The following is a 24,398-nucleotide window of genomic DNA, read 5'->3' on the forward strand; positions in this document are numbered from 1 at the left end:
CTTATTTTGTTTATTGTGGAATCGTGAGCACCGTTCCAATTGGCACATTATCGTTCGTTATTCCATTCGCTTGCTTAATCTTAGCGACATTGGCAGCGACGTTGCTGTTGCCATAAGCTTGACGCGCAATCTTATAAAGCGTATCTCCAGCCACAACTGTGTGCGAAGATTTCGCTGCTTTGGCTGCCTCTTCTTCCTTCTTCTTCGCTTCGGCCGCAATACGATCTTGCTCTGCTTTTTTCGCATTGGCCTCTTCTTGTTGTTTGCGTGTTTCTTCTGCTCTCGCTGCCGCTAGGCGCTCTTGTTCCGCTTTTTTGGCAGCTTCCTTCTGAGCGGCTTCTTCTTTTTGCTTCGCTTCGGCTTGTTCTTTCGTGGTTGTTGCTTTCTTTGCTTCCTCTTCTTTGGCTTTAGCCGCTGCTTCTTCTTTCGCTTTCTTATCAGCCGCTGCTTTTTCCTTCGCTTCCTTTACTTTCTCTTCATTGCTTGAAATATTGACCTCTTTCGGTTTCGCCGATGTCGTTTGTGCATTTTCCGTTGTCACCGTATCATCCTTGTTTGGCCCAAAGTTTAGGACGAACAAATACACACCTAAACACACGATCGGAATCAATAAAAAGAAGATAATTAATAAATTCAATATTGGATAGCGAAAAATAGCTTTCTTTGATTTGTTAGCGCGTCTGCTTTGGGAGCGTGATGGAATGGAATCAATATAATCATCGTCGTACTCTTCACCTATTTGTTTCAACTCTTGATCGTCCTCTTTACCCATGTTCTTGTCTTCTTTCTTAACCATGCGCGACCCCTCCTTCGTCCTGATATCTCATCTTCATATCCAATGCCCCAATAAAATTGAACAAGATATGAAATATTATCACAGCCATTAAGTTTTGATTACTAAATTGAAATAGTCCTGCAATAATTATACTAGTTATTGTAACATTGAACAACAGATATACTTTATTTAAATAGCGAAAATGCACAAGTACAAATAAAATGACACTTGCCCAGAAGCCAAAATAAAATTGAATAATCCCGCGGAAAATGAACTCCTCTGTGATTCCAATCAAAATACATAGTCCAAGAATGTCCAGTGGTCTCCGATCCTTAAAAATGAGCAGATTCATTCCACCGTCATCCGTCAATCGTTTGGGAAGCAAGCGATCTAGGCCAATATTGAGTCCCGCCCAAAAACAAGCAAGCAACACCGCAAAAAAGATTACCCGTAAATCATAACTCAATTCCTGCGCCCAAACAAAAATACCAGTACTGATAAAAATAATACCAATTCCGAGCACAATTAACAACCCATTTTGGAGTAAAAAAACACGTGTTATTTCTTTTTTCGACATATTCCGCATTTTGTCTACTGTATTTGCCACATATTTCCCTCATTTCAATAAATACGCGATGTATTTTTGCCAATCTTGTTGCTCTTCTATCACTTCATTATCACCATAAAAATCAGAAACCTCCATCCCACAAATGTCACAACAATTCACAGGACTCGAAAAACGCGTCGTCTCCTCAAAATAATGCCGAACAAACTGACGTCGACACGTAATTCCTTTCATAAAATTCAAGAAAGTGTAAAGATTTTCTCGTTTCCATCGCTTCCGAAACTGGATTTTTTCTTTGATCTGATTCGGTGTAAATCCAAGCTCCCTATAAAATTCTAAAAAACGGCGCTCCGTCACTGGCAATTGCTCCGTCAAAGCTGGGCTTAAATGCACCAACTCTTCTTCAGGCAAATCACGATCTTGCAATTGCAACTGAATTGCTTCGTCCCCGTCTGCATAAAGCAAAATCGCGACGCTCGGCTTCCCATCACGCCCTGCCCGACCAATCTCCTGCAAATACGCCTCCAAGTCTCCCGGCATATGAAAGTGAATCACATAACGAATGTCCCCTTTATCGATCCCCATTCCAAAAGCACTCGTCGCACAAATAAGATGCAACTGATTCTGGATAAACTGCTGTTGAATGGTCACCCGGTCCTCCCCACTCATATCTCCGTGGTAAAACGCCGTACGTAATCCATGCTGTTCCGCGATCTCATAAGCATAACGCTCCGCCAACTTCTTACTCGAAAAATAAATAATCCCCGGCCCTCGAAGCATCCCCGTTAGCCGCAAAAGTTGCTCCTGTTTTTCGAGCCGCGTCTCGACTTTTTGCACGTGCATCGCGATATTCGGCCGATCCACAGAATGAATCACATCCACACAATCCGTGAGGCGAAGTTGCGTTTTGATATCCATCCTCACTTTTTTTGTTGCTGTCGCTGTCAAAACAAGTGTAGCCGGTGAGCCAAGTTGTTCCCTAACGGCGCCGAGCTCCAAGTAATCCGGTCTAAAATCATGCCCCCATTGCGAAATACAGTGCGCCTCATCGACGACAAACAGACCGATTGTAAGGCTTGCAATCGCCGCCCTGATTCGTTGATTGGCTAACATTTCCGGTGATACAAAAATGAATTTATATTGACCCAAATTTCCGAGCGCTTGCTGCTTTTCCGGCAAACTTAAAAAGCTATTCAGCGCAATCACACGCTTTTCCCCGTTTGCCCGCATCCGCTCCACTTGGTCTTGCATCAAGGAAAGTAGCGGTGATACAATCAGTACAGCCCCCTTCAATAAATAACCAGATAATTGATAGCAAACCGTTTTCCCAGTCCCCGTCGGCAACATCGCAAAGCAATCATTACCGTCAAGCACGTGCGACACCACCTCACGCTGTCCTGCCCGAAATGCGCTAAATCCTAAAAACCGCTCTAACTGCTCTTCTAACTGCATGTCGCGCCACTCCTTTTTGCAATCAAAGCCAACCGAATTTGAAAATAATCGAGTTCGGGAAAAGCCTGCTTGATTTCTTTTAATGACTGCCACCCTTGTGCACCTATTCGCAAAACTGTAGCTTCATCGACCCATTCAGAAATATCAAATGCCGGAATCGTTGCTGCCATTTCTACGATATGATCCTGAATCGTGCTCCATTTTAAATGCCGAACTGTCATCATTTTATCAAATGGAATGCCTTGTTCCGCCAATTGCAATGTCTTCCTAGCTGATGTCGTCAGTCCCTCTTCCGCACTCGGCATCAAGCCCGCCAAAAGTGGAAACCCCTGATCCAATCTCCCAAACAACTGATGCAAGCCGTTCAACCAAGCAAAATAATAGTTCCACGGCTCCCTTCCAGTCAGCTCTGCCACTTGAAGCGCTGTTTTTCCGATATAATCGCCACCCGAAAAGCGTGGTACAAACAAAGAAGCATCAGCATCCATCAACCATCGTTCAAGCTCTGAGAAAAGATCCACACGAGCAACCTCTTTTGACCGCTCCGCTAAGTGAGTAGCTAACCAATACTTCACCGCTAACTGCGTCTCCTCATCCCGAACAATTGGCAAATAATGCTTCCGTTCATGCTTAAAATTACTAAAAACCTGTATCGCCAACAGCAAACGTTCAAAAAAACGATTCGTCCGATTTTGATATAAAAAGCCGTCTATGTACGGAAATTGCGTCTGAAAAGGGGACACTATACCAGGTACCAAAGCAATCCCGTCCTCCGTCACTTCGATCCAGCCCAACTCTTGCAGCCCCGCCAATCTCGCATCAAAACTCCGCTGCCTAAGTGTTGGTAAACACCCGAAAAGCGGTGTCACTTCAAACAGATGCGCATCCTGAACCGCCTGCCCCGTCCTTTTCCCCGTCACAATCGCAAAAAGAAAAGCAGGTTTTCGTTTCAGCGGAAAAGAAGCTATCACACTCAGTATATATTGATCTAACGTGTCCATCCGCCCACCTCTTTTCCATGCTTTTTATTTATTTTAACACGAAAACATTTGTTCGGCGATAGAAATGTGGAAATAAATTCGCTAACTGGACAATATTCCAAGCTCCTTTATAATAGGTACTAGAAAGAATACAAGGAGGTATCCAAATTTCATGAAATATACCATCGTTGATCAAACAACCTGTATCGCTTGCGGCGCCTGCTCCGTTCATGCTCCCGACCTATTTGACTACAATGACGAAGGTTTAGCCTACAGCATGCTCGACCAAAATAGCGGCAATACGCCCATCCCTGCACCATTCGAAAACGATGCACTTGATGCAGAACAGGCTTGTCCATCCCTATCCATAAAAATAGCGGATCACCCCTTTCAAGGCGACCCGCTAAAATATGAGCATCACTAATTATCCAAGCATTACACAACGCCGTGATGCTTTTTATCTTTGCTCACTTTCAATTTAACAATCGTATTCTTCAAAATCCATGCTCTCATTCTGCCGTAAACAAGAATGAATACCGCCCCAACGATGATTCCTTTTAATAAGTTAAACGGTACAATCGCTGTTGTCACAAGCGTCGCAATGTTCGTTCCTGCTGGTAAACCGCCGACTGTGATATAAAATGGCAATAAGATAAAGTAATTAAACAGGGACATCATTACCGTCATCGTCACCGTTCCAAGGCCTACAGCTAAAATCATCGCTTTCGTGGAACGCGTATAACGAAATACGTAGTAAATCGGTAACACAAAACAAATACCCGATAAGAAGTTCGCAAGTTCTCCGATTGGTACCCCAACAAAACTTCCTGTTACTAAATACTCCAACACATTCTTCACAAATTCAATCAAAATAATCGCGAGCGGTCCAAATAATAAGCCACCGATAATAGCAGGAATATCACTGAAATCCAACTTTAAGAATGGTGCACTTGGCAATAGCGGAAACTGGATTAACATGATGACAAATGCCACCGCTCCCAATACTGCAATACTTACAAACGCCTTTAAAGAATACTTCTTCATCAAAATCACTTCTCCTTAGATGTTCATCCTAAGAATCTGCGGTTTCCCCTCTATTCATGCAACGCTACAACGAAAAAAATCCCTCGTGAAAATAATTCGAGGGATGGTATGTGAAAATCCAAACAAGCATGGTACATTCAAATAAGACCCAGTAAGCCACTGAAAAAACAGTTGCCAAAAACGCCCAATCCAAATAGACCATTACTAGCCAATTTTTCAAGTAGGTGCGCTAAACAATAAGCGAACCAACATCTCCTCCCATCCAGACTATACTGTCGGTTTTGGAATTACACCAAATCAACCATCTCAAAAAAGAAACAGTTCGTGGACTTTAACCACCGGTCGGGAATTACACCCTGCCCCGAAGATGAACTATATTTTATTGTGTTACAGCCTCATTGTATCATAAGCTTTTCTTTGCTGTAAAGTCTAGAAAACTCAGCCCCAAGGTATTTCCGTGGAAAGCGATGCTGCAAGTTCTCGACTTTGCGTCAGACGTTTCTTCCGAGCCAAGCTTCGTTCCTTCGCATCACGGCTGATCATTCGCTCCTCATCCGATTGCGCCACAACAGTTGGGACTTCGACGGTTTTCCCGTTGTCATCAATCGCTACAAACGTCAAAAAAGAAGTCGCCGCTAAGTACCGATCCCCTGTTTTCAAGTTTTCCGCGATCACCTTTACAAAAATCTCCATCGAAGAACGGCCCGTCGAGGCAACGTAAGACTCCAAACAAACCGAGTGATCATTTTTAATCGGTTGCAAAAAGTCGACGGAATCTGTCGATGCCGTCACAATGCCAGTACGGCAATGGCGCGACGCACTGATGGAGGCTGTATCGTCAATATACGTCATCAATCGCCCGCCGAACAAGGTATTATGATTATTCGTATCGGACGGAAATACCCGACTAGTTTTAATTACCAATGAATCTTTACAAAATTTTTGCATGCGTTCTGTCACTTTTATCAAACTCCTTTATATATCTGTGGAAAGTGGTAATGTGATGATAAACGTCGAACCTATTCCCACATGGCTTTCCACTGTTATTTTACCATTATGCGCTTCCACGATGTTTTTTACAATCGACAAACCAATACCTGTTCCAGTTTTGCCACGCGTTCTTGCCTTATCGGCTTTATAGAAGCGCTCAAATAGGAATGGAATATCCGCTTCGTCAATACCGCTACCGTTATCAATGATTTTAATGACCAATTCATCGGTATGGTAATTCGCTGCTTCATGCACCTCAACCACGCCTTCATAATCTTCTCGACCGGTGTGTCTGATCGCGTTCATGATTAAGTTCACCAGCACTTGTTCCATCCGATCAGGGTCAAACGTATACTCAAGATCTGGATCATCCATCACTAGCTTCAAGGCAACATTGTTATCCTTCGCCAACACCTCGAAATTCGAAACGACCTTATCCAAAAACGGTACCATTGGCAAGCGTTGTTTCTCCAACTGCTCAAACCCAGCTTCCATCCTTGCCAAATCAAGCATATCATTGACCAAACGACCAATGCGGAGCGACTCGTCATAAATAATTTGCGCAAATTCACGCACCTCTTCATCTGTTTGAGCAACACCATCTATAATGGCCTCACTATAGCCCTGCAACATCGAAATTGGCGTCCGCAATTCATGAGACACATTATTCACAAAGTCGGTTTTCATCTTCTCTAGGCGTTTCTCCTCTGTCATATCACGAATAACCGTCACGATACTCCGAATATCATCGCCATTATACAACAACGTCAAAATCGCAACATACGTCTGATCCCCAAACACAATATCGCCCACCTGCTCCTCACGTGTTTCCAGAATATTCGTCAACATCACATCTAAATTCGGTGGAATCAACACCTTGTTCTCATTTTCGGTCGAGAAAAACCAATCATGCAAAAATTGTTCCGCAGGCGGGTTGCTCAAAATAATAGTCTTATCGATGTTAAACTTAATAACACCATCGGCCATACCGACTAGAATATTAGATAGTTGCTCCTTCTCCTGCCTCAGCGCACTAATATTATATTTCAGTTGCTGCGCCATCTTATTAAAGGCAATCCCTAAATCCCCAATTTCATCATGCGTATAGGTGGGCACCCGATTGTCAAAATTCCCCTTAGAAACAGCAATCGCAATTTTTTTCATTTCCCTGAGCGGATACGCCATCCGTGATGACAAAATAAAAGATAGAATCGAGGTCACTAAAACCGCCATAATCCCTGATATAATTAAGGTTCTCGTCACTTGCCCCGTAATTTTCAAGATATCCCCATACGACCTATATACATAGACCGTACTAATATTCCCATCCAATGTTTTAAAACGTTGCGCTCCCATATGTACCGTTTCATTATTCGAATCATTGTGAAAATTATATTCTTCGCTTACATAGCCACCTTTAGAAAGCCGTTCATTCAACTTCTTATCGTTGAATAAATGTTGGTACGCAGCATCATCTAAATGCATCGATGTCTGTTGCGATGCCACTACCTCTCCCTTTTGCTCCACAATAACTCCTGTTGAATTATCCAACAACTGAAAAGCCGATCCAATTACATCTAAACCCGTTCCAGCCTCAATTAAGTTACCAATCTGTTCTGTCGTCGCTTCAATCCCGTGAGCAATCTGTTCCGTATTTTTATCCTCATAAATAATTGCAATGAAAAATCCAGTTGCCACTAAAACACCCGTGAGCAAAAGAATAATCGTACCCCATATTTTTCCTACGATACTGTGCCAAAACTTCATGTTCATCAGCCCTTTAATCTGAATTTCCGATTCATCGTTACTTGCAAGTTTACATTTCTCTATCCCATTTTGCAAAAATAAGCGCTAAAATCAAGAAAAAGATAGGTTTTGTCACAAATTACATAACGTTAACCTATCTATCCTATATCCATATTACTCTGTTTCTGTCACTTCAAACTTATATCCCAAGCCCCAAACCGTCACAATCATCTTGGCAGCTTCTTCGGATACATCGTATAATTTCTCGCGAAGACGCTTCACGTGCGTATCAATGGTACGTAAATCGCCGAAAAATTCATAGCGCCAAACTTCTTTTAATAACGATTCCCGGTCAAATACTTTATCCGGTGATTTCGCTAAATAATATAGCAAGTCATATTCTTTTGGTGTCAAGTTTATTTCCTGACCTTCAACAATAACCCGATGCGCCTCATTATCAATTTTTAAATGTGGGAACGTAATGACATCACCTGGCACGCTTGCTGCAACTGGTTGGCTATGTTGTTGCGCGCGCCGTAATACAGCCTTGACTCGCAACACAACCTCACGAGGACTAAACGGCTTCACGATGTAATCGTCTGCACCGACCTCAAACCCTTGAACACGGTTTGCTTCCTCTCCTTTAGCGGTCAACATAACAACCGGAGTCGCTTTATATTCACGTAATTCCCGACAAACCTCAATGCCATCTTTTCCCGGCATCATCAAATCAAGCAAAATCACATCATAACTATTATCAATTGCGAGTTGCAACGCCTGATCGCCGTCACTAGCCTCTTCAATTTTATAATTCTCACGTTCGAGATACATCTTCAGTAAACGCCTGATTCGGTCTTCGTCATCCACAACGAGAATTTTAACTTGCTCACTCATAGGTAATCATCCCCTTACTCGTTTCTCTAAAAACTGAAACTTATTTCGGTATGTAATCATTATGTTTGCATATATTGCTAGTCTTTCGTACCTTTTTATTGACATTTTGTTCACATCTCTACCAACAACACAGAACAACCCCTAAAAAAAAGAAATCTATTGTCCTTGCACAAATTATACATGCTTTTTTTTATTTTAGCTATTTTTAAGCCTTCCTTTGTGAAAAAAAGTGAATGATTTACATACAATGACAACAAAAAACTAGGGATAATGGCATAGGCACCCCTAGTTTTTCATTGGAAAAAGTAAGATTATCTGTCAAAATGCACCATGGCTGTATTTTCTCTGAATCCCTAGGATATTCATCAGCAGACACTTTTATTTTTTATCACCAAACTGCGTGTAGGCTTTTAATTTTTTTACTTCGTGATGTGTCAATTCTCTGCGCTCGCCTGCATTTAAACCCTTTAAATCTAGAAAGGCGTATGCTTCACGTGACAACTTTTGCACAGGATGACCAATGGTATCAAACATTTTACGAACTTGGCGATTACGGCCTTCATGGATAATAACCTCAATGATCGCTTTTTCTTTCTTTTTATCGAATGATTGCATACGAACTTTCGCTTTCGCTGTTTTACGACCTTCCATCATCACGCCATTTTCCAATTTACGCAAGGCCTCACGCGAAGGAATTCCTTTGACACGAGCAATATACGTTTTTTCTACTTCAAACTTCGGATGCATGAGCTGGTTCGCAAAATCACCATCATTGGTCATCAATAACAACCCTGATGTATCATAATCTAGACGCCCCACTGGATACAAACGCTCTGGAATATCCGTGAAAAAGTCTGATACGACGCGTCGTTTTTTATCATCCGATACCGCCGACATAACACTGCGCGGTTTGTACAAAAGAAAGTAACGCTTGACTTCCTGCGTCAACTCGATGCCGTTCACTTCGATTTTATCTGAGTTACCGACCTTTAATCCCAGTTCGCGAACAACCTTGCCATTTACTTTTACCTTACCTTCTTCGATCATTACTTCTGCTTTTCTTCGCGATGTGATCCCTGCATTCGCAATTACTTTTTGCAATCGTTCCATCTTGCACCTCTTTTTAGCTATTCACTAATTATTATTTCATCGTCTATTTCCCAGCAAAACGGTCAAAAAACAAGTCCATTTCATCTTGGATCATTTCCTCCGAATCGACAGTATCCATCGATGGTAAGTCTTCTAGTTTATTTAATCCAAAGCAATCCAAAAACTCAGAAGTCGTCACATATAGTTTAGCACGACCGGCGCCTTCTACGCGACCTTTATCCATTATAAGGCCTTTGGCGGTCAGCGTATGAATCGGACCATCTGTTTTCACGCCACGAATATCATCGATTTCCATCCGTGTAATTGGTTGCCGATAAGCAATGATCGCAAGCGTCTCGAGCGAAGCCTGTGAAAGAGCCGTACTTCCCGGCACTTCTACCAATTTTCGCAAGTAGGCGGCATGCTCTTTTTTTGTGGCTAGTTGAAACGTTCCCGCAAGCTCTAAAAGAACAATACCACGTTCTGCCGTTTTTGCATAGCTATCGCTGAGTGTCTCCAACAAATTAAGCGCCTCAATATGACTGATTTCCATAACTTCTGTTAACTGCTTCGTGCTCAAACCCTCATCGCCTGCTGCAAAAAGCAAACTCTCAAGGATTCCTAATTTTTTATTCACGCCTCATCTTCACCTCTACTAAAAACATATAACGTCGCAAAACTCCCGGACTGTGAAACACTAATTTGGCGACGTTTCATTAACTCCAACACCGCTAAAAAAGTGACGATCAAATCATCTTTCGTCGCCGCATCAAAAAGGGCTTCGAATGCCACCCGACCATGCGCCACTTCAATCCGATCCATCACATCATTCATACGCTGATCAATCGAAATTTCTTGCTTCGTAATCCGCGTATGAAGGGGCTCCGCAAGCTTCTTACGGCGTAACATCTTGTGGAACGCACCTAACATATCATTTAACGACACGTCCAGATTAGCTTGTTTCCCAGACGTATCATACTCACCCAAATCCATCGGCGCCTTTCCAAAATAAAAATTGCGCTCTGATTCTTTTTCCTTTAACTGTTTTGCGGCCTCTTTGAAACGCTTATACTCCATCAGCTTTTCAACCAATTCATCACGGGGATCGACGGAATCATCAAACTCCTCAAAATCGATTTCAAGCTCCTGTTTTGGCAGTAACATCTTGCTCTTAATCGCTAGGAGCGTCGCTGCCATTACCAAATACTCACTCGCTACGTCGAGCTCCATTTCCTTCATCAAATGGATGTATTCCAAATACTGATCTGTAATATCCGCCATTGGAATATCGTAAATATCAATTTCCAATTGTTGAATCAGCTGGAGGAGCAAATCAAGCGGCCCCTCAAACGCCTCTACCTTAAAATTAATTCCAGTCATGCATAGCCCACCTTAATGAAGCGGTAAATCCAGTTGTACTAGATTTTCATACGTTTCTCGAGCAACGACGAGTTTATCTTGCCCATTCTCCACAAATACAACAGCTGCACGAGGAATTCGATTATAATTATTCGCCATCGAATAACCATAAGCTCCTGTACAAAATACTGCCAAAAGCTCGCCTGCATCCGATTTTGGGAGCGGTAAATCCCAGATTAGCATATCCCCAGACTCACAACATTTCCCAGCGATAGATACCGTTTCCTCTGGTTCTTCTAACGGCCGTGCTGCGATGACAGCATCATATTTCGCTTCATATAAAGAAGGACGGATATTATCAGACATCCCACCATCCACCGCGACATAGCTACGAATATCTGGTACTTCTTTACGCGAGCCGATCGTATAAAGCGTCGTACCCGCCTCACCAACAAGCGAGCGCCCAGGCTCAATCCAAATCTCCGGCATGTCTAAATTGTTTGCCATCGCAACCTCGCGCACATCCGCAATAATCTCGCGCACATATTGCGACGGCGGCAACGGTTGATCATCCGCCGTATAACGCACACCAAAACCACCACCAAGGTTTAGCACTTCCGCATGGAAATCCAGCTCCGTACGCCACACAACCAATTGCTCCATAATCCGATGCGCCGCTAGTTTAAACCCAGTCGTTTCAAAAATTTGCGATCCGATATGACAATGCAGACCGATTAACTGGAACGCATCTATTGCCATCACGCGCTTAATCGCGTCCTCAGCCTGTCCATTCGTTAAACCAAATCCGAATTTAGAATCATCTTGCCCTGTTAAAATATAATCATGCGTATGCGCCTCGATCCCAGGTGTTACCCGAATCAAAACCGCTACCGACGCCTGTTTCTCCGCCAACACTTCCGCTAATAACTCAATCTCATAAAAATTATCAATCACGATACAGCCGATGCCATAATCAATCGCCATTTCGAGTTCCTGTTTCGTCTTATTATTCCCATGAAAATGAACCCGCTCCGCTGGAAAACCAGCCTGCATCGCCGTGTATAATTCGCCACCAGAAACAACATCTAGCGACAACCCCTCTTCATGCATTAATTGATAAATCGCAACCGCCGAAAAAGCTTTACTGGCATAGGCTACTTGCGCCTTCACACCTAGCTCTTCAAACGTTTTCTTAAATCCACGGGCACGTTCTTTGATCAACGCAACGTCATATACATAAAGCGGGGTACCATATTTTTGCGCCAGCTTCAGAGTGTCCACCCCTCCAATTTCTAGATGTCCAACTTCATTCACTCGCATTGTCCCAAATGATTCAAACGCCACGTCAATCCCACCTTTACTCCATTTATTTTATCGAAAGTTCTTTTATATAGTAGCATACAAGCCTACCACGGGACAATAGGCAACCGTATGTTTTCCAAACAAATTTAGGCTATGTACACAAAAAAAGAGCCCGATGCAAAATGTTATGCGTATTGCACCAGACCCATTTTTACTTTTATTTCACATTTTCAACAAGTGCTTTTACATACGTTAAGAAAGTTTCTTTTACGTGCTCCGTTGTTTCGATCACTTCTTCATGGCTTAGTGGCTGGTCAAGAATGCCTGCCGCCATGTTCGTGATACAAGAAATGCCGAGACACCGCATGCCGCAATGATTGGCAACGATCACTTCAGAAACCGTTGACATCCCAACAGCGTCCGCACCCAGTGTACGCATCATTCGAATCTCTGCTGGCGTCTCATACGTTGGTCCCGTGAATCCTGCGTAAACACCTTCACGCACTTCAAGCTCCAAATCCTGGGCCAAAAGACGCGCTTGCTGACGCAAATCTAGGCGGTACGCATCCGACATATCCGGGAAACGCGGACCAAAATGTTCGTCATTTTGCCCGATGAGCGGGCTCGTCCCGGTGAAGTTAATATGATCTGAAATCAGCATCAAATCACCCGCAGAAAACAGCTCATTCACTCCACCCGCAGCATTAGTCACGATCAATATCTCGACGCCCAGCTCCTTCATCACGCGAACAGGAAACGTCACGTCTTGCATCGAATACCCTTCATAAAAATGGAATCGCCCTTGCATGGCAACAACCTCTTGTCCCTCAAGCCTTCCAAATACGAATTGTCCCGCATGCCCTTCAACCGTCGAAACTGGGAAATAAGGAACATCCTTATATTTCATGATTGTTGGCTCTAAGATCTCGTCTGCTAAAACACCAAGTCCTGACCCTAAAATCAATCCAATACGAGGCTTTCCATTGTATGTTTCCCTAATCTTTTTGACCGCTTCCATTACTTTCGTGTAATTCATTTTCCTAATCGCTCCTTCTTTCTTCACTAAAAATTCACGTCAAGCGCGTGGATGATATTGCTTATACACATCCTTCAAACGTGCTTTTGATACATGCGTATAAATCTGTGTCGTCGAAATATCGGCGTGACCGAGCAGTTCTTGCACCGACCGTAAATCTGCTCCATTCTCCAGTAAATGCGTGGCAAATGAATGGCGTAACGTATGTGGCGTAATCGGCTTATCGATACCAGCCTTAGCTGCAATCTGCTTCAAGTTTTTCCAAAAACCCTGACGTGTCATTCCGCGACCATGATGATTCAAAAATACAAAATCGTTGCGATCCGACGCACGACGCAATCTAGGCCGACCAAACTCCAAATAACGTTCCAAAACCGATGTCGCTGTTTTACCAAGTGGAATAATTCGCTCCTTTTCACCCTTGCCAATCGTTTGAATAAATCCCATTTGCAAATGTAAATCATCCATCTGAAGCCGCACTAATTCCGTTACCCGAAGCCCCGTCGCATACAATACCTCAAGCATCGCCTGATCACGCATGCCAAGTGGTTTCGCTCCATCTGGTGCCTCCAGCAATTTCTCCACATCATCCAAATTTAAAATCTTCGGTAACGCCTGTGCCTGTTTCGGTGTTTCAACCTGAATCATCGGATCCCGATCCGCCAGTTTTTCATGCAATAGAAAATGAAAAAAAGATCGCAAAGAAGCCATGTAGCGCGCAATCGTTCTCGGTGACTTGCCCTCTAATTTCGCAAAAGTCATAAAGCTCACAATATGTATCCGTTCCACGTCCCGAATCGCTATCTGCCCTTCTTCCTCTGCCAAATACCGCGCAAAAAAACGCAAATCCCGTTCATAAGCCACGAGCGTATTGGCCGACAAACCTTTCTCCACCTGCAAAAAATGCAGAAAATCCAGTATCAAATCATCCATAAATAATCCCCTCATTCGTCCAAAAAAGCTTTTCTTCGCTCCCTGAACTTTCGCGTTACCTCGTTGCCTCCTCAGTATACCAAAAAGCACCCAAATACGAAAGAAAAAAAGAGCCCGAATACATCAGGCCCTTCCAACACTACTCTGCTTTCTTCAACTTGCCTTTGCACACCGTACAGATACCTTGAAACGTCAGACGGTGATCCTTCACTAAGAAATCCCACTTCTGCTCCACAATTTTCTCCACATCGTCAAGCAAATCTTCCTGAATCTCTTCTACCGAGCCACATTCCAAGCAAACTAAATGATGATGAAAATGTTTCGCGCCTTCTTTGCGAAGATCATAACGCGCTACACCATCGCCAAAATTAATTTTATCAACAACGCGCAACTCTGTTAAAAGTTCCAACGTCCGATAAACGGTCGCTAATCCAATTTCTGGAGCGATGTCTTTCACGCGCAAATAAACATCCTCCGCGCTCAAATGATCTTTCTCATTTTCTAATAAAACACGTACGGTAGCTTCACGTTGTGGCGTTAATTTATAACTTGCTTCATGCAACTGAGATTTAATCCGTTGAATACGGCCTTCCATTTTACGCCCTCCCTCGGTAACAAACAATCCGTCTTAGGTTAGTAGTTTATAATAATTCTAAATAAAAATCAAGTCTACATACTCGCTCTTTACTACACTAAAACAATTGGAACAAGTGGTTTTTATATCTATTCAAAGATAGCATAAAAATGATGAAAAGTCCATCTGGATTATCAATTAGGTTGAAAGTACGGTTTTTCTTTATAATTATTATCATTTAGCTTTTGCAAGTAGATATAAGAAATACGGCGCCCCGATCACGGCGACGACAATTCCCGCAAAAATTTCAGATGGCTGCACGATGATTCGACCAATCGTATCTGCAACAAGAAGAAGTAACGCGCCAACTAGTGCTGAGATCGGTAGCACCCATTTATGCCCACTACCGACAAGTCTTCTCGCAATATGTGGACCAATCAAACCAATAAAGGCGATACCCCCGCTGACCGAAACACAAGCCGCAGCAAGTGCCACCGCAACTACAAGGAGAATAGCCTTTTCTTTTTCCGTTTTCACACCAAGCCCGGTCGCTACTTGGTCTCCAAAACCGAGAATATCAAGCGTTTTTACTTTAAATATGGCTACCGTCACTAAAATAAGGAGCCACGGCAACAAGGCAAAAACATATTGCCAATTACTAGCCCAGATATTCCCTGCCAACCATTCTGCAACAACTTGATAATTCTCTGGATCAAGGCGGATCGTTAAAAGCGTCATCAGCGCTGCGACCGCAGCCGAAACTGCCACACCCGTCAAAACAAGCCGATTCGGTAATAACCCTTCTTGTCGGCTATACGATAAACCATACACCACAAAAGCGGTGAGGATCGCACCTGTAAAACCAACGAACGGCATAAACATGACAGGCACATCTAGCGTGGATGGGAAATAGGAAATATATAGCATAACAGCCAACCCAGCACCATTGTTAATGCCAAGTATTCCTGGATCCGCCAAACTATTCTGTGACACAGCTTGTAAAAGCGCTCCTGAAATCGCAAGTCCAGCACCAACGAGTACAGCGACGACAATACGCGGCAAACGAAACTGCGAAATAATCAGTGTATCCTGCGCGGAACCTTGTCCGAATAGCGTTTTGATAACATCGACAAATGGAATTTTCGAAAAACCAGCGTTAACACTGTAGATAAACGTACCAACCAGCAAGATAGCGAGGGTAATCAAAATCAGCCAGCGTTTGCGTGTAACTTTTTGTTCTGCGGTGGAACCCATCATCACAGACTCCTCCTTTCTTTACGCGCCACATAAAGGAAGAAAGGCACACCAATAAGGGCAAAAATAACACTAATCGGCGTCTCATAAGGCGGGTTCACCATTCGCGCACCGATATCCGCATACAGCGTCAACAGCGCACCAATAATGGCCGAGCACGGAATAATCCAACGATAATCCACACCCACCATATAGCGCACCAAATGTGGTACGATCAGACCGATAAACCCGACCGGACCCACGACAGAAACCGCCAACCCCGCCAAAATTAACACAACAAACATCGATAGCAATTTGGTCCGCGTCGTATTTTGTCCTAACCCGATTGCGATATCGTCTCCTAGGCTAAGAATAGTCACCGACTTGCTCAGTAGCATCGCCATGATAAGTGCCCCGATCAACCACGGCCAGACAACGACAATTTGTGACCATTTCACACCAGCAACACCACCAGCAAACCAAAATGCCAAATCTTGACTCAGTTTAAAATAAATCGCAATCCCTTCACTAAGCGCTGTGAGCAGCGACGCCACAGCAGCACCAGCCAAAACAAGCCGCGTCGGAGATAAACCGCCTTTAACAAGCGCACTTACACCGAAAACAAGGACACAGCCAAGCGCGGCGCCGACGAATGAAAAGAAAATCAAATAATTGTAACTCAGTCCTGGCAAGAACGCAAAACAGACAGCAATCATAAACGCCGATCCTGCATTGAGCCCAAGCAAACCACTGTCCGCCAATGGATTTCGGGTCATTCCCTGCATCACCGCACCGGCTACTGCGAAAGCCGCACCAACCATCATGTCCGCAAGCACACGTGGCACACGAAGCTCCCAAATAATTTGATGCGTTGTTAATGCCTTGTTGTAATGAAATAACGCGTCCCATACCGTTCCCAAATCAATATCTGCCGCACCAACCGCGATACCAATAAAAGCAGAGATAATGAGGACCACAATACCTACTGTCAAAATCACTGTTGCCATCACCGGCCGCGTTTTCAATTGGGAAAGCTCCTTTGTTTTCATCGCCCGAATCCCCCATCATTCTATGTACGTGACCCAAAACACGTGGATCACCATTCTAATATTAGTTATTACCATCTAAAATCTTATTCACGACCAAATCCATCTGCCCTTCGACGGCAATTGGATCATAATTATACATGTCATCGAAATCCATTGTGAAAATATGTTTTGCCTTGTACGCCGGCAAGTCTTTCCAAATGCTCGACGCCTCCATTCCATCAAGTGCACCATTACGGCTATCGCCATGCTTAAACCGTGTGACAAACATATAGTCCGCCGCAAAATCAGGCAACACCTCTAACGAAATCTGTTTATAGCCATCACCCTTGATGACCTCATCTTGAATTTTCTTCGGCGCTTTTAATTGTAATGCGTTATAAAGAACTTGTCCACCCCGACCCCAATTATCGCCGAAAACGTAGAAATTTTTATCGTCCCCTTCATACAAACCAACCGTGGTGTCTGGGCCAACTACATCCGCTATTTTCGCTCGCGCTTTTGCCGCCTTCTGATCAAAATCCGCCAGCCAATCTTTCGCTTGCTGCTCTTTTCCAACAATTTCAGCAATCGCCGTCAACTCGTCCTGTACATTTTTATACGTATTATACGGAATCAAAATCGTTGGCGCTATTTTTTTCATTTGATTATATTGATCTTCTCCCGAAACGATGATTAAATCCGGTTGCAGTTCCGCTACTTTTTCCGCCGAAGCCGGATCACCAATGTCCTCCACACCTTTTTTATATGGGTCTAAATACGGATTTTGCAAAACAAAAGAAGTCGCTCCAATTGGTTTCACACCAAGCGCTGCGAGCGATCCCATATATTCTGTCACCACTATTTTTTTCGGATCATCAGGTATTTCTACCGTTCTTCCATTCGGCATTTTATATGTATGCGTTCCCGATTGCCCCTCCGCTTTTTCGTCACTGCCACACGCCACTAACATGACCGCCATAACAGTAGTCAACATTAAAAATAATACTCTCTTCATTGCCTCACTCCTCTTTAATTGATAATGATTATCAATATCAATTGAAATTATAGCAAGACTCCTTTCAAAAAGCAATATTTTTTAGAAAAACAGGGATTTGCCACCCTTAGCTATTGCAACTTAGAGCAAAAAAAACTATACTAGGTATGAGAATGATTATCAATCGCGAAAATATAAGGAGCGATGTTTATGAATAATTTAGAAACAGACAATTTGCAAATCTCATACGACAAGCGTGTCATTGTAGACGCTTTAAATATTGAAATACCGAAAGGCAAAATTACCGCTTTAGTCGGGGCCAATGGTTCAGGAAAATCGACCATCTTAAAAACGATGTCTCGCCTGATGAAACCATCGAAAGGCAATGTATTTCTGGACGGCAAGGCCATTCACCGCCAGTCGACTAAGGAAGTCGCCAAACAACTCGCGATTTTACCTCAAAACCCAACAGCACCAGAAGGTTTAACCGTAACAGAACTCGTTTCTTACGGCCGATCTCCACACCAAGGTGGTTTCAAATCCATGTCAACGAAAGACCGTGACATGATTCAGTGGGCCATTCGTGTAACTAGCCTAAACGATTTTGCAGACCGCTCCCTCGACAGCCTTTCCGGTGGGCAAAAACAGCGCGCTTGGATTGCAATGGCCCTTGCACAAGAAACCGATATTCTATTCCTTGACGAACCGACGACATTTCTTGATATGACCCATCAACTCGAAGTTCTGATGTTGCTGAAACAGTTGAATTTACAAGAAAATCGTACCATTGTCATGGTGGTGCATGATTTAAACCACGCTTCTCGTTTTGCCGATCACATGATTGCCATCCGGTCCGGCCAAGTTATCTCCGAGGGTGCACCCGTAAACGTTATGACCGAACAAACATTAGAAGACGTTTTTGGCATCAAGGCAGATATTATGCTCGATCCACGAACCGGCGTCCCACTCTGCCTACCGTACGAAACATGTCAAGCATGTGAAATCAGACAAGTCGCAACCAAGTTAGCAGGTGAAGTGGTTGTCAAACTTGTATGATGTCACCATTATTGGAGCCGGTCCCGTCGGCTTATTCACGACCTTTTACAGCGGTTTACGTTCCCTAAAAACGAAGATTATCGATGCTGAACCTGCAGTCGGCGGTAAAATCCGCTACTTCTATCCCGAGAAAATCATCCGCGACATTGGTGGTATTCCAGAAATTGAAGGACAAGAACTTGTGAAAAACTTGCATGCCCAAGCAAACACATTTCAGCCAACTATCGTGTGCGACGAACGAATCATCGCACTACACAAACAAACCGATGGAACATTCGAACTCGTCGCAGAAAATGGCAACAAGCATCGCAGCAAAACGATCATTATCGCAGCGGGAAGCGGTACGTACGAAGTAAACCGACTTGAAGTATCCGGAAGTGAAACCTATACAAACAATCTGTTTTACGACATTAAAGATCTTGCAAGCTTTCGAAATAAAACCGTCATCGTATCAGGCGGTGGTAATGCCGCTATCGACTGGGCACAATCACTTGAACCAATTGCTAAAGAAGTCCACCTCGTCTATCGCGGCGAGAATTTCAAAGGACACGAAGAACGCGTGAAAGAAATGCATGCATCTAGTATTTTTGTTCATGTCAATCACGAAATCACTGCTTTACAAGGTGGCACCAACAGCCTACAAAGCTGCATCATCCATTGTAACAAAAATGGTAGCACCACCAAGATCGCGACAGATGCCATCGTTGTCAATCACGGCGTAAAAGTTGACCTAGGTTCCATGCTTGATTGGGGATTTGATATTTCTGATTACGGCATCCTTGTTAATCAAGAAATGGAAACTAGCGTACCTGGAATTTATGCATGTGGCGATATTTGCACATATCCGCGCAAGATGCGTATCATCGCCGCTGGTTTACACGAAGGCCCCATCGCACTCAATAGCGCTAAAAACTATCTCGATCCTGAAGCCGACCATGTTGCCATGATCAGCACCCACCATGAAAGTTTCAACTAATATAATAAAAACAAGGCTCGTAACTTCTCTATTCCTCAGAGAACTGCGAGCCTTTTCCTAATTTATTTTGAGGATATCTCTTGCTTTTTAGCCTCACACGCTACTTTGAAATTCTTCCAACTACCGAAATAATAACGCACTAATCGGTAATCTTTAAACTCGCTCATTATTGGGAATCTACGTATAATTCGCTCCATTTCCAAAATATCCAAAATCAGCTTCTCTTTTATCTCCACACCATCTGCTTCCCTCGCAAATTTCGTAAGACCAGCTCGTTCCAGAAACGCCTCCCAAGAATCATAATACTCCATCACAGACATATATAGCGGAAACTCACGCGGTCCACTTACAGGCGGACGACCAAGTTCCACAGAAATACGCTTCACCTCTGCAATCAAATACTCTTCCTTAAAAAATCGCTTCGGTTCATTTTCCAATCCAGCCGCTTTAAGCGCATCTGGCCATGAGCCAAAAAGTTGTCTTGCTTTTTCAAAATGATTGTACATGCTCCGTCTTGGCACACGCCCCTGTTCTTGCGCCAATTGTTGCAATTCCGCAATAATCTGTTCTTTTGTCACAACACTATCGACCATCCATTGTTCCCCTTCTCCTGTGTAATAACTTCATTTGGTATACCATTATGTTGTATCATAAAAAAAGCGACTTAACAACTGAAAAAATTACCAATTCAAAAAAAACAAACCCAACCAAACACAGTCAGGTTTGCCTTCCACCATATTCAGGCTTTATCTACCATTCCTCGCTCAACAATGGCCATCATATTTTTAAACTTATCCGCAAGTGGCTGCATATCTTCCATTGTCGCATTCGGGTGCCGCTGCATGTAATCCGTCGCCATCTTAATCGTATAATCAAACAGCCCCTGCACAACATCGCGTGCATCCTCATAGGACACATCCTCCCGCAATGTTACTTTCTCAAAAACCTGGTTCACATACACCTCTTGCACCTGCATCAATTCCGCATAATACGCACGCAACCGTTCTGCAAGCACTGCCGGAGGATTAGCATAAGACTGCATAATCAATTGGAAAACCGCCGGATACTTTCTGCTAAAGCTCAACTTTTGCTTCGTTGACCAAATCGCTCCCTGGACAAAATCCCCTTTAGGCATTTCTTCCATCGACACTTCCCGCATCGCTAAGTCCATCGAATACGTAACAGCCGCCGTGTACAATTTCTCCTTTGAGCCAAAATAGTGGAAAATCAAGCCTTTCGAAACACCTGCAGCATCACAGATCTGATTCGTACTCGCCGCCTTATAGCCATGCTCCGCAAATTCCCGCACCGCCACCTGCAAAATTTTATCTCGCTTGTCCTCCATCACACTTTCAAATCCTTTTTCCGATACAGCACAAAGGTCAACATGGCAAAAGCCGCGATCGCAATGAGTGAAATCCACACATTCACGCCTTCCATCGATGTATGCAGTAGATCAGATGGTATCGCAAAATTAATTGGCGAGAAATACTTGAAGAATTCCACCGTATCATTGAGCCCTGAAAGAATGCCTAAAATATACGTAATGAAAACAAGTGCCAAGGCCACAGGTGTTGCCTGTTTCGCCGAGTGGACAATCGCTGAAAAGCAAAAACCAGCACTCATAAACAATAACGCCACAAGCAATTCACCCGAGAAAATCCGTACCAGTGACTGTACTAAATCCCCCGTATTGGCACCATCTTGCTTCAAGAAAATCACCAAAATTGTCGAAATCACGAATGTAATCACCCAAAAAGCAACAAACGAAATCACGTTTCCAACCATTTTCCAAGCCACAAGTTCCGAACGTGTTATTGGTTGCGCGTATAAGAACTCAATCGTTCCATCTGTCTCCTCTTTCACCAACGCTTGCGCTCCAATCATAGCCGCATACACACACGCTGCAATAAAAATATACTGAAACACATACGCAAAATAAGCATCGATTTTCGTCAAATCTGCCATCGAGCTGATGTGCAAAACACTCATCATTTCCTTTGGTAAAGCGTTCATTTTCGTGTTGACTAACTCCTGCATCCCACTTGACTGCATACTAGGAAAGAACGCCATGAAAACGCCAAGTACAAGCGCCACAACCGCCGACCAGACTAGTAAACTTTTAAAATGAGTCTTCCATTCAATTTTTAAAATGTTCATTTCGTCGTTCCTCCTTCATAGAGCGTCAAGAATTTATCCTCTAACTCTTGGTTTGTGATCGATAAATCTTTAATTCCTTCCGCGCCAAGAATCGGTAATACGGTTTGTACATTCCCATCAAACGTGAGTCGCGCCGTCGTTTCTGTCGTTTCCACAACTTTCGCGCCCGCATTCACAAGTTCAGTGACCGGTAGTGCATCACCCTTCAAAATAATCACTTTCCCAGACATTTCTTGATCCGCAATATTTTCTAGCGCAACGATTTCACCGCCACGAATAAATGCCGCTCGTGTGCTGTACTCCTGAATTTCGCGCAAGTTATGACTCGATAAAAAGATAGTCATACCGTCTTCCTGGTTTTGCCGTGTCATTTCTTTAAATAAATGATGCTGCATGAGCGGATCTAGCCCATTCGTCGGTTCATCTAAAATAAGCAATTTCGGTTTGGTTATCAGTCCGGCCACAATCGCGACCTTCTTCTTATTCCCAAGGGACATATCTCCGAATCGCTTATGCGGGTCAATATCAAACATCTCATAGTAACGCTTCATCTGAATGGATGCTTGGTCAATATGGTGAAACTTCGCTGCAAAGCCAATAATATCATTCGCTGTCATCTGTGGATAATAACGCACTTCACTCGGCACATATCCCACCATTTTCTTAATCGCTGCCGATTCCTTCACAATATCCTTCCCGAGAACTGCGCCGCTGCCTCTGGAAGCATAAATAAAATTGAGTAGTAGCTTGATCGTTGTCGATTTACCGGCTCCGTTTGGTCCGATAAATCCGAATAATTCTCCTTCCTCTACGGTCAGATTTACACCTTCAATGGCCCGTTTTTTATGATAGAATTTCGTCAAATCATTCATCTCTATTGCCTTCATTTTCGACCCCTCCAATTCACAATTGACCATCTAGTCAAAGTGATTATACATCCGTTTGACCAAGTAGTCAATCAATAACTATTCTCTGTGTCTAGACAAAGCAAAACGCATCGAGAAATTCCCGACGCGTCCCCTTTGTTTATTCTGTACGAAAATCACCGTAACTAAAATGCCATTGCGTTCCAAATTTATCGCCAAGCATCCCGTATCCCTTACTCCAAAACGTTTCTGCTAACGGCATATAAATTTTGCTATCCTTTTCAAACTTCGAAAAAATAGCTTTTAAATCTTCTAAGTTATCGCTTTCCAACACAATACTCACGTTATCACCAGCCGTCGCTGGAAGCCCATCTGGCATGTCAGACATCATCACGCGCAGACCTCTCACATCAATCTCGCTATACATGATCCTGTCTGCGTTCGCCGCACTCTCCTCACTAGCATTTGGGCTCGTTGGAGGTGCCTCACCATATGTCGCTACGCCTTTTGGTGTCACCTCAAAAATTTCCGCATAATAATCCAAAGCCTCCCGACAATTCCCCGTAAAATGTAGAAAAATAGCTGTCATCTCACTCAACTTCCTTTCCATTCGTTTATTTTGTTGCTATAAGTAACTGCCAATACTGCACAGCGTACACCGTTTTTGCATCACAAATGACTTTTTCTTCTATTAATTGTAGCGCTTCGTCCAAGGTGACTTCCACAATGTTCACAAACTCATCCTCGTCTGCTTGAAGTGGGTTTACCTGTTTTTGCAAATCTCCCGCAAGATAGATATGTAATAATTCATCCGCGAAACCTGGAGACGTGTAAAAAGATACTAGGTGCGTTAAATCATCTGTCTTATATCCCGTTTCTTCCTCTAATTCGCGCCCAGCAGTCCATTTAGGATCCTCATTTGGCTCTATTTTCCCAGCAGGAATTTCAACAATTGTATTTTCTAATGGCTTACGATATTGTTCCACCATGATCATTTTATTGTCCGGTGTAATCGCGATAACCGCGACAGCCCCAGGATGCTTCACAATTTCACGCTTACTCGTTGCACCATTTGGCAACACCACGTCATCCACCACAACTTTGATAATTTTACCGTCAAAAATAGTCTCACTTTTTATTGTCTTTTCTTCCAATGAATCCATGCTACCACTCCATTCTCAAGTCTTTTTCACCATTATACCATAACGTAGACTGAGGGGAATTTACATCGCACGACTGATAACATCTTTTCCGGCAATATGGTATGATATACTCAAATCAGTTAGCCGTTTCCAATGATTTTCTAATGAACAATTTTTACAAATACTTAATCCTTAAAAAAATAA

At 43.3% G+C, this 24,398-nt stretch carries 27 protein-coding genes and 1 riboswitch; of the genes, 3 read left to right on the forward strand and 24 right to left on the reverse strand.

The features are described from left to right. Positions 1-10: 10 nt before the first annotated feature. Genes HCJ54_RS04705 through HCJ54_RS04720 form a run of 4 tightly spaced genes read right to left on the reverse strand, consistent with a single transcriptional unit; the run spans position 11 to position 3,793 of the window. Positions 11-796 (reverse strand): LysM peptidoglycan-binding domain-containing protein, encoded by a 786-nt coding sequence (locus HCJ54_RS04705; RefSeq protein WP_187136801.1) that lies wholly within the window; start codon positions 794-796, stop codon positions 11-13. Next, entirely contained in the window at positions 789-1,382 is a 594-nt protein-coding gene (locus tag HCJ54_RS15615) for a CPBP family glutamic-type intramembrane protease (protein WP_187136802.1), read from the reverse strand. The genes HCJ54_RS04705 and HCJ54_RS15615 overlap by 8 nt, the downstream gene beginning before the upstream one ends. Positions 1,383-1,391: 9 nt before the next feature. Beyond that, positions 1,392-2,792, reverse strand: a complete 1,401-nt coding sequence (locus HCJ54_RS04715) for a RecQ family ATP-dependent DNA helicase (protein WP_187136803.1) — start codon at positions 2,790-2,792, stop codon at positions 1,392-1,394. After that, complete coding sequence (locus HCJ54_RS04720) at positions 2,783-3,793, reverse strand: YpbB family protein (RefSeq protein WP_187136804.1); 1,011 nt, start codon at positions 3,791-3,793, stop codon at positions 2,783-2,785. The genes HCJ54_RS04715 and HCJ54_RS04720 overlap by 10 nt, the downstream gene beginning before the upstream one ends. A 151-nt stretch (positions 3,794-3,944) precedes the next feature. Here HCJ54_RS04720 and HCJ54_RS04725 point away from each other — a divergent pair, with 151 nt between their 5' ends. Beyond that, positions 3,945-4,196: a ferredoxin gene (locus tag HCJ54_RS04725; RefSeq protein WP_187136805.1), complete on the forward strand. Its 252-nt coding sequence runs from the start codon at positions 3,945-3,947 to the stop codon at positions 4,194-4,196. A gap of 11 nt (positions 4,197-4,207) precedes the next feature. Here HCJ54_RS04725 and HCJ54_RS04730 read toward each other — a convergent pair whose 3' ends face one another. The 14 genes from HCJ54_RS04730 to HCJ54_RS04795 all read right to left on the reverse strand — a co-directional run bounded on the left by HCJ54_RS04730 (position 4,208) and on the right by HCJ54_RS04795 (position 18,015). Further along, positions 4,208-4,816 (reverse strand): ECF transporter S component, encoded by a 609-nt coding sequence (locus HCJ54_RS04730; protein WP_036064353.1) that lies wholly within the window; start codon positions 4,814-4,816, stop codon positions 4,208-4,210. Between the two features lie 246 nt (positions 4,817-5,062). Then, a riboswitch (FMN riboswitch) is annotated at positions 5,063-5,189 on the reverse strand. Between the two features lie 65 nt (positions 5,190-5,254). After that, positions 5,255-5,764, reverse strand: coding sequence for an acyl-CoA thioesterase (locus HCJ54_RS04735; RefSeq protein WP_221638698.1), 510 nt, complete (start codon positions 5,762-5,764; stop codon positions 5,255-5,257). Positions 5,765-5,791: 27 nt separating this feature from the next. Beyond that, positions 5,792-7,573, reverse strand: coding sequence for a HAMP domain-containing sensor histidine kinase (locus HCJ54_RS04740; RefSeq protein ID WP_187136806.1), 1,782 nt, complete (start codon positions 7,571-7,573; stop codon positions 5,792-5,794). Between the two features lie 153 nt (positions 7,574-7,726). Further along, on the reverse strand, positions 7,727-8,446 hold the full coding sequence (locus tag HCJ54_RS04745) for a response regulator transcription factor (protein ID WP_036064349.1): 720 nt from the start codon (positions 8,444-8,446) through the stop codon (positions 7,727-7,729). A 378-nt stretch (positions 8,447-8,824) separates the two neighbouring features. Then, positions 8,825-9,556 (reverse strand): pseudouridine synthase, encoded by a 732-nt coding sequence (locus HCJ54_RS04750; protein WP_185408983.1) that lies wholly within the window; start codon positions 9,554-9,556, stop codon positions 8,825-8,827. A gap of 43 nt (positions 9,557-9,599) precedes the next feature. Next, on the reverse strand, positions 9,600-10,172 hold the full coding sequence (scpB, locus tag HCJ54_RS04755) for an SMC-Scp complex subunit ScpB (RefSeq protein ID WP_185408984.1): 573 nt from the start codon (positions 10,170-10,172) through the stop codon (positions 9,600-9,602). Continuing rightward, positions 10,169-10,915, reverse strand: a complete 747-nt coding sequence (locus HCJ54_RS04760; protein WP_185408985.1) for a segregation/condensation protein A — start codon at positions 10,913-10,915, stop codon at positions 10,169-10,171. Before HCJ54_RS04760 ends, scpB begins: the two co-directional genes overlap by 4 nt. Positions 10,916-10,927: 12 nt before the next feature. Next, the gene (lysA, locus tag HCJ54_RS04765; protein WP_187136807.1) at positions 10,928-12,238 is read right to left on the reverse strand and encodes a diaminopimelate decarboxylase; all 1,311 of its coding nucleotides are present in this window, start codon (positions 12,236-12,238) and stop codon (positions 10,928-10,930) included. A 175-nt stretch (positions 12,239-12,413) separates the two neighbouring features. Continuing rightward, positions 12,414-13,232, reverse strand: coding sequence for a purine-nucleoside phosphorylase (locus HCJ54_RS04770; RefSeq protein ID WP_187136808.1), 819 nt, complete (start codon positions 13,230-13,232; stop codon positions 12,414-12,416). Between the two features lie 39 nt (positions 13,233-13,271). After that, entirely contained in the window at positions 13,272-14,165 is an 894-nt protein-coding gene (gene xerD, locus HCJ54_RS04775; RefSeq protein ID WP_187136809.1) for a site-specific tyrosine recombinase XerD, read from the reverse strand. A 139-nt stretch (positions 14,166-14,304) separates the two neighbouring features. Beyond that, positions 14,305-14,760, reverse strand: coding sequence for a ferric iron uptake transcriptional regulator (gene fur / locus HCJ54_RS04780; RefSeq protein ID WP_036064337.1), 456 nt, complete (start codon positions 14,758-14,760; stop codon positions 14,305-14,307). A gap of 213 nt (positions 14,761-14,973) precedes the next feature. Further along, entirely contained in the window at positions 14,974-15,996 is a 1,023-nt protein-coding gene (locus tag HCJ54_RS04785) for a FecCD family ABC transporter permease (RefSeq protein WP_187136810.1), read from the reverse strand. Then, entirely contained in the window at positions 15,996-17,021 is a 1,026-nt protein-coding gene (locus HCJ54_RS04790; RefSeq protein ID WP_185408990.1) for a FecCD family ABC transporter permease, read from the reverse strand. Before HCJ54_RS04790 ends, HCJ54_RS04785 begins: the two co-directional genes overlap by 1 nt. 61 nt (positions 17,022-17,082) lie before the next feature. Next, positions 17,083-18,015, reverse strand: a complete 933-nt coding sequence (locus tag HCJ54_RS04795; RefSeq protein ID WP_187136811.1) for an iron-hydroxamate ABC transporter substrate-binding protein — start codon at positions 18,013-18,015, stop codon at positions 17,083-17,085. A gap of 189 nt (positions 18,016-18,204) precedes the next feature. Between HCJ54_RS04795 and HCJ54_RS04800 the strand changes: the two genes are divergently transcribed. Together HCJ54_RS04800 and HCJ54_RS04805 are read left to right on the forward strand one after the other, a co-directional pair. Beyond that, a complete protein-coding gene (locus HCJ54_RS04800; protein ID WP_036064331.1) occupies positions 18,205-19,050 on the forward strand; it encodes an ABC transporter ATP-binding protein in 846 nt (281 codons plus the stop codon). After that, on the forward strand, positions 19,034-20,026 hold the full coding sequence (locus HCJ54_RS04805) for an NAD(P)/FAD-dependent oxidoreductase (protein WP_187136812.1): 993 nt from the start codon (positions 19,034-19,036) through the stop codon (positions 20,024-20,026). Before HCJ54_RS04800 ends, HCJ54_RS04805 begins: the two co-directional genes overlap by 17 nt. Positions 20,027-20,088: 62 nt before the next feature. Here HCJ54_RS04805 and HCJ54_RS04810 read toward each other — a convergent pair whose 3' ends face one another. The 6 genes from HCJ54_RS04810 to HCJ54_RS04835 all read right to left on the reverse strand — a co-directional run bounded on the left by HCJ54_RS04810 (position 20,089) and on the right by HCJ54_RS04835 (position 24,215). Continuing rightward, positions 20,089-20,619, reverse strand: coding sequence for a homing endonuclease associated repeat-containing protein (locus tag HCJ54_RS04810; protein ID WP_187136813.1), 531 nt, complete (start codon positions 20,617-20,619; stop codon positions 20,089-20,091). A 146-nt stretch (positions 20,620-20,765) separates the two neighbouring features. After that, positions 20,766-21,371, reverse strand: a complete 606-nt coding sequence (locus tag HCJ54_RS04815) for a TetR/AcrR family transcriptional regulator (RefSeq protein ID WP_187136814.1) — start codon at positions 21,369-21,371, stop codon at positions 20,766-20,768. Further along, positions 21,371-22,186 (reverse strand): ABC transporter permease, encoded by an 816-nt coding sequence (locus tag HCJ54_RS04820; RefSeq protein WP_185525545.1) that lies wholly within the window; start codon positions 22,184-22,186, stop codon positions 21,371-21,373. Before HCJ54_RS04820 ends, HCJ54_RS04815 begins: the two co-directional genes overlap by 1 nt. Next, complete coding sequence (locus HCJ54_RS04825) at positions 22,183-23,073, reverse strand: ABC transporter ATP-binding protein (protein ID WP_187136815.1); 891 nt, start codon at positions 23,071-23,073, stop codon at positions 22,183-22,185. The genes HCJ54_RS04820 and HCJ54_RS04825 overlap by 4 nt, the downstream gene beginning before the upstream one ends. 139 nt (positions 23,074-23,212) lie before the next feature. After that, positions 23,213-23,641, reverse strand: coding sequence for a VOC family protein (locus tag HCJ54_RS04830; protein WP_187136816.1), 429 nt, complete (start codon positions 23,639-23,641; stop codon positions 23,213-23,215). Positions 23,642-23,666: 25 nt separating this feature from the next. After that, a complete protein-coding gene (locus HCJ54_RS04835) occupies positions 23,667-24,215 on the reverse strand; it encodes an NUDIX hydrolase (protein ID WP_187136817.1) in 549 nt (182 codons plus the stop codon). Positions 24,216-24,398: the final 183 nt, after the last annotated feature.

The sequence above is a fragment of the Listeria grandensis genome (assembly GCF_014322885.1).
GTDB lineage: Bacteria > Bacillota > Bacilli > Lactobacillales > Listeriaceae > Listeria_A > Listeria_A grandensis.

Excerpts from the sequence above, each read along its gene's own strand:
- HCJ54_RS04715 (WP_187136803.1), bottom strand. The coding sequence starts at position 2,792 with ATGCAGTTAGAAGAGCAGTTAGAGCGGTTTTTAGGATTTAGCGCATTT.
- HCJ54_RS04795 (WP_187136811.1), bottom strand. The coding sequence starts at position 18,015 with ATGAAGAGAGTATTATTTTTAATGTTGACTACTGTTATGGCGGTCATG.
- HCJ54_RS04800 (WP_036064331.1), top strand. The coding sequence starts at position 18,205 with ATGAATAATTTAGAAACAGACAATTTGCAAATCTCATACGACAAGCGT.
- HCJ54_RS04750 (WP_185408983.1), bottom strand. The coding sequence starts at position 9,556 with ATGGAACGATTGCAAAAAGTAATTGCGAATGCAGGGATCACATCGCGA.
- HCJ54_RS04740 (WP_187136806.1), bottom strand. The coding sequence starts at position 7,573 with ATGAAGTTTTGGCACAGTATCGTAGGAAAAATATGGGGTACGATTATT.
- HCJ54_RS04725 (WP_187136805.1), top strand. The coding sequence starts at position 3,945 with ATGAAATATACCATCGTTGATCAAACAACCTGTATCGCTTGCGGCGCC.
- HCJ54_RS04785 (WP_187136810.1), bottom strand. The coding sequence starts at position 15,996 with ATGATGGGTTCCACCGCAGAACAAAAAGTTACACGCAAACGCTGGCTG.
- xerD (WP_187136809.1), bottom strand. The coding sequence starts at position 14,165 with ATGGATGATTTGATACTGGATTTTCTGCATTTTTTGCAGGTGGAGAAA.
- HCJ54_RS04770 (WP_187136808.1), bottom strand. The coding sequence starts at position 13,232 with ATGAATTACACGAAAGTAATGGAAGCGGTCAAAAAGATTAGGGAAACA.
- HCJ54_RS04835 (WP_187136817.1), bottom strand. The coding sequence starts at position 24,215 with ATGGATTCATTGGAAGAAAAGACAATAAAAAGTGAGACTATTTTTGAC.
- HCJ54_RS04820 (WP_185525545.1), bottom strand. The coding sequence starts at position 22,186 with ATGAACATTTTAAAAATTGAATGGAAGACTCATTTTAAAAGTTTACTA.
- HCJ54_RS04720 (WP_187136804.1), bottom strand. The coding sequence starts at position 3,793 with ATGGACACGTTAGATCAATATATACTGAGTGTGATAGCTTCTTTTCCG.
- HCJ54_RS04830 (WP_187136816.1), bottom strand. The coding sequence starts at position 23,641 with ATGACAGCTATTTTTCTACATTTTACGGGGAATTGTCGGGAGGCTTTG.
- HCJ54_RS04815 (WP_187136814.1), bottom strand. The coding sequence starts at position 21,371 with ATGGAGGACAAGCGAGATAAAATTTTGCAGGTGGCGGTGCGGGAATTT.
- fur (WP_036064337.1), bottom strand. The coding sequence starts at position 14,760 with ATGGAAGGCCGTATTCAACGGATTAAATCTCAGTTGCATGAAGCAAGT.
- HCJ54_RS04825 (WP_187136815.1), bottom strand. The coding sequence starts at position 23,073 with ATGAAGGCAATAGAGATGAATGATTTGACGAAATTCTATCATAAAAAA.
- HCJ54_RS04730 (WP_036064353.1), bottom strand. The coding sequence starts at position 4,816 with ATGAAGAAGTATTCTTTAAAGGCGTTTGTAAGTATTGCAGTATTGGGA.
- HCJ54_RS04760 (WP_185408985.1), bottom strand. The coding sequence starts at position 10,915 with ATGACTGGAATTAATTTTAAGGTAGAGGCGTTTGAGGGGCCGCTTGAT.
- HCJ54_RS04745 (WP_036064349.1), bottom strand. The coding sequence starts at position 8,446 with ATGAGTGAGCAAGTTAAAATTCTCGTTGTGGATGACGAAGACCGAATC.
- HCJ54_RS04735 (WP_221638698.1), bottom strand. The coding sequence starts at position 5,764 with ATGCAAAAATTTTGTAAAGATTCATTGGTAATTAAAACTAGTCGGGTA.
- HCJ54_RS04790 (WP_185408990.1), bottom strand. The coding sequence starts at position 17,021 with ATGAAAACAAAGGAGCTTTCCCAATTGAAAACGCGGCCGGTGATGGCA.
- HCJ54_RS04705 (WP_187136801.1), bottom strand. The coding sequence starts at position 796 with ATGGTTAAGAAAGAAGACAAGAACATGGGTAAAGAGGACGATCAAGAG.
- HCJ54_RS04810 (WP_187136813.1), bottom strand. The coding sequence starts at position 20,619 with ATGGTCGATAGTGTTGTGACAAAAGAACAGATTATTGCGGAATTGCAA.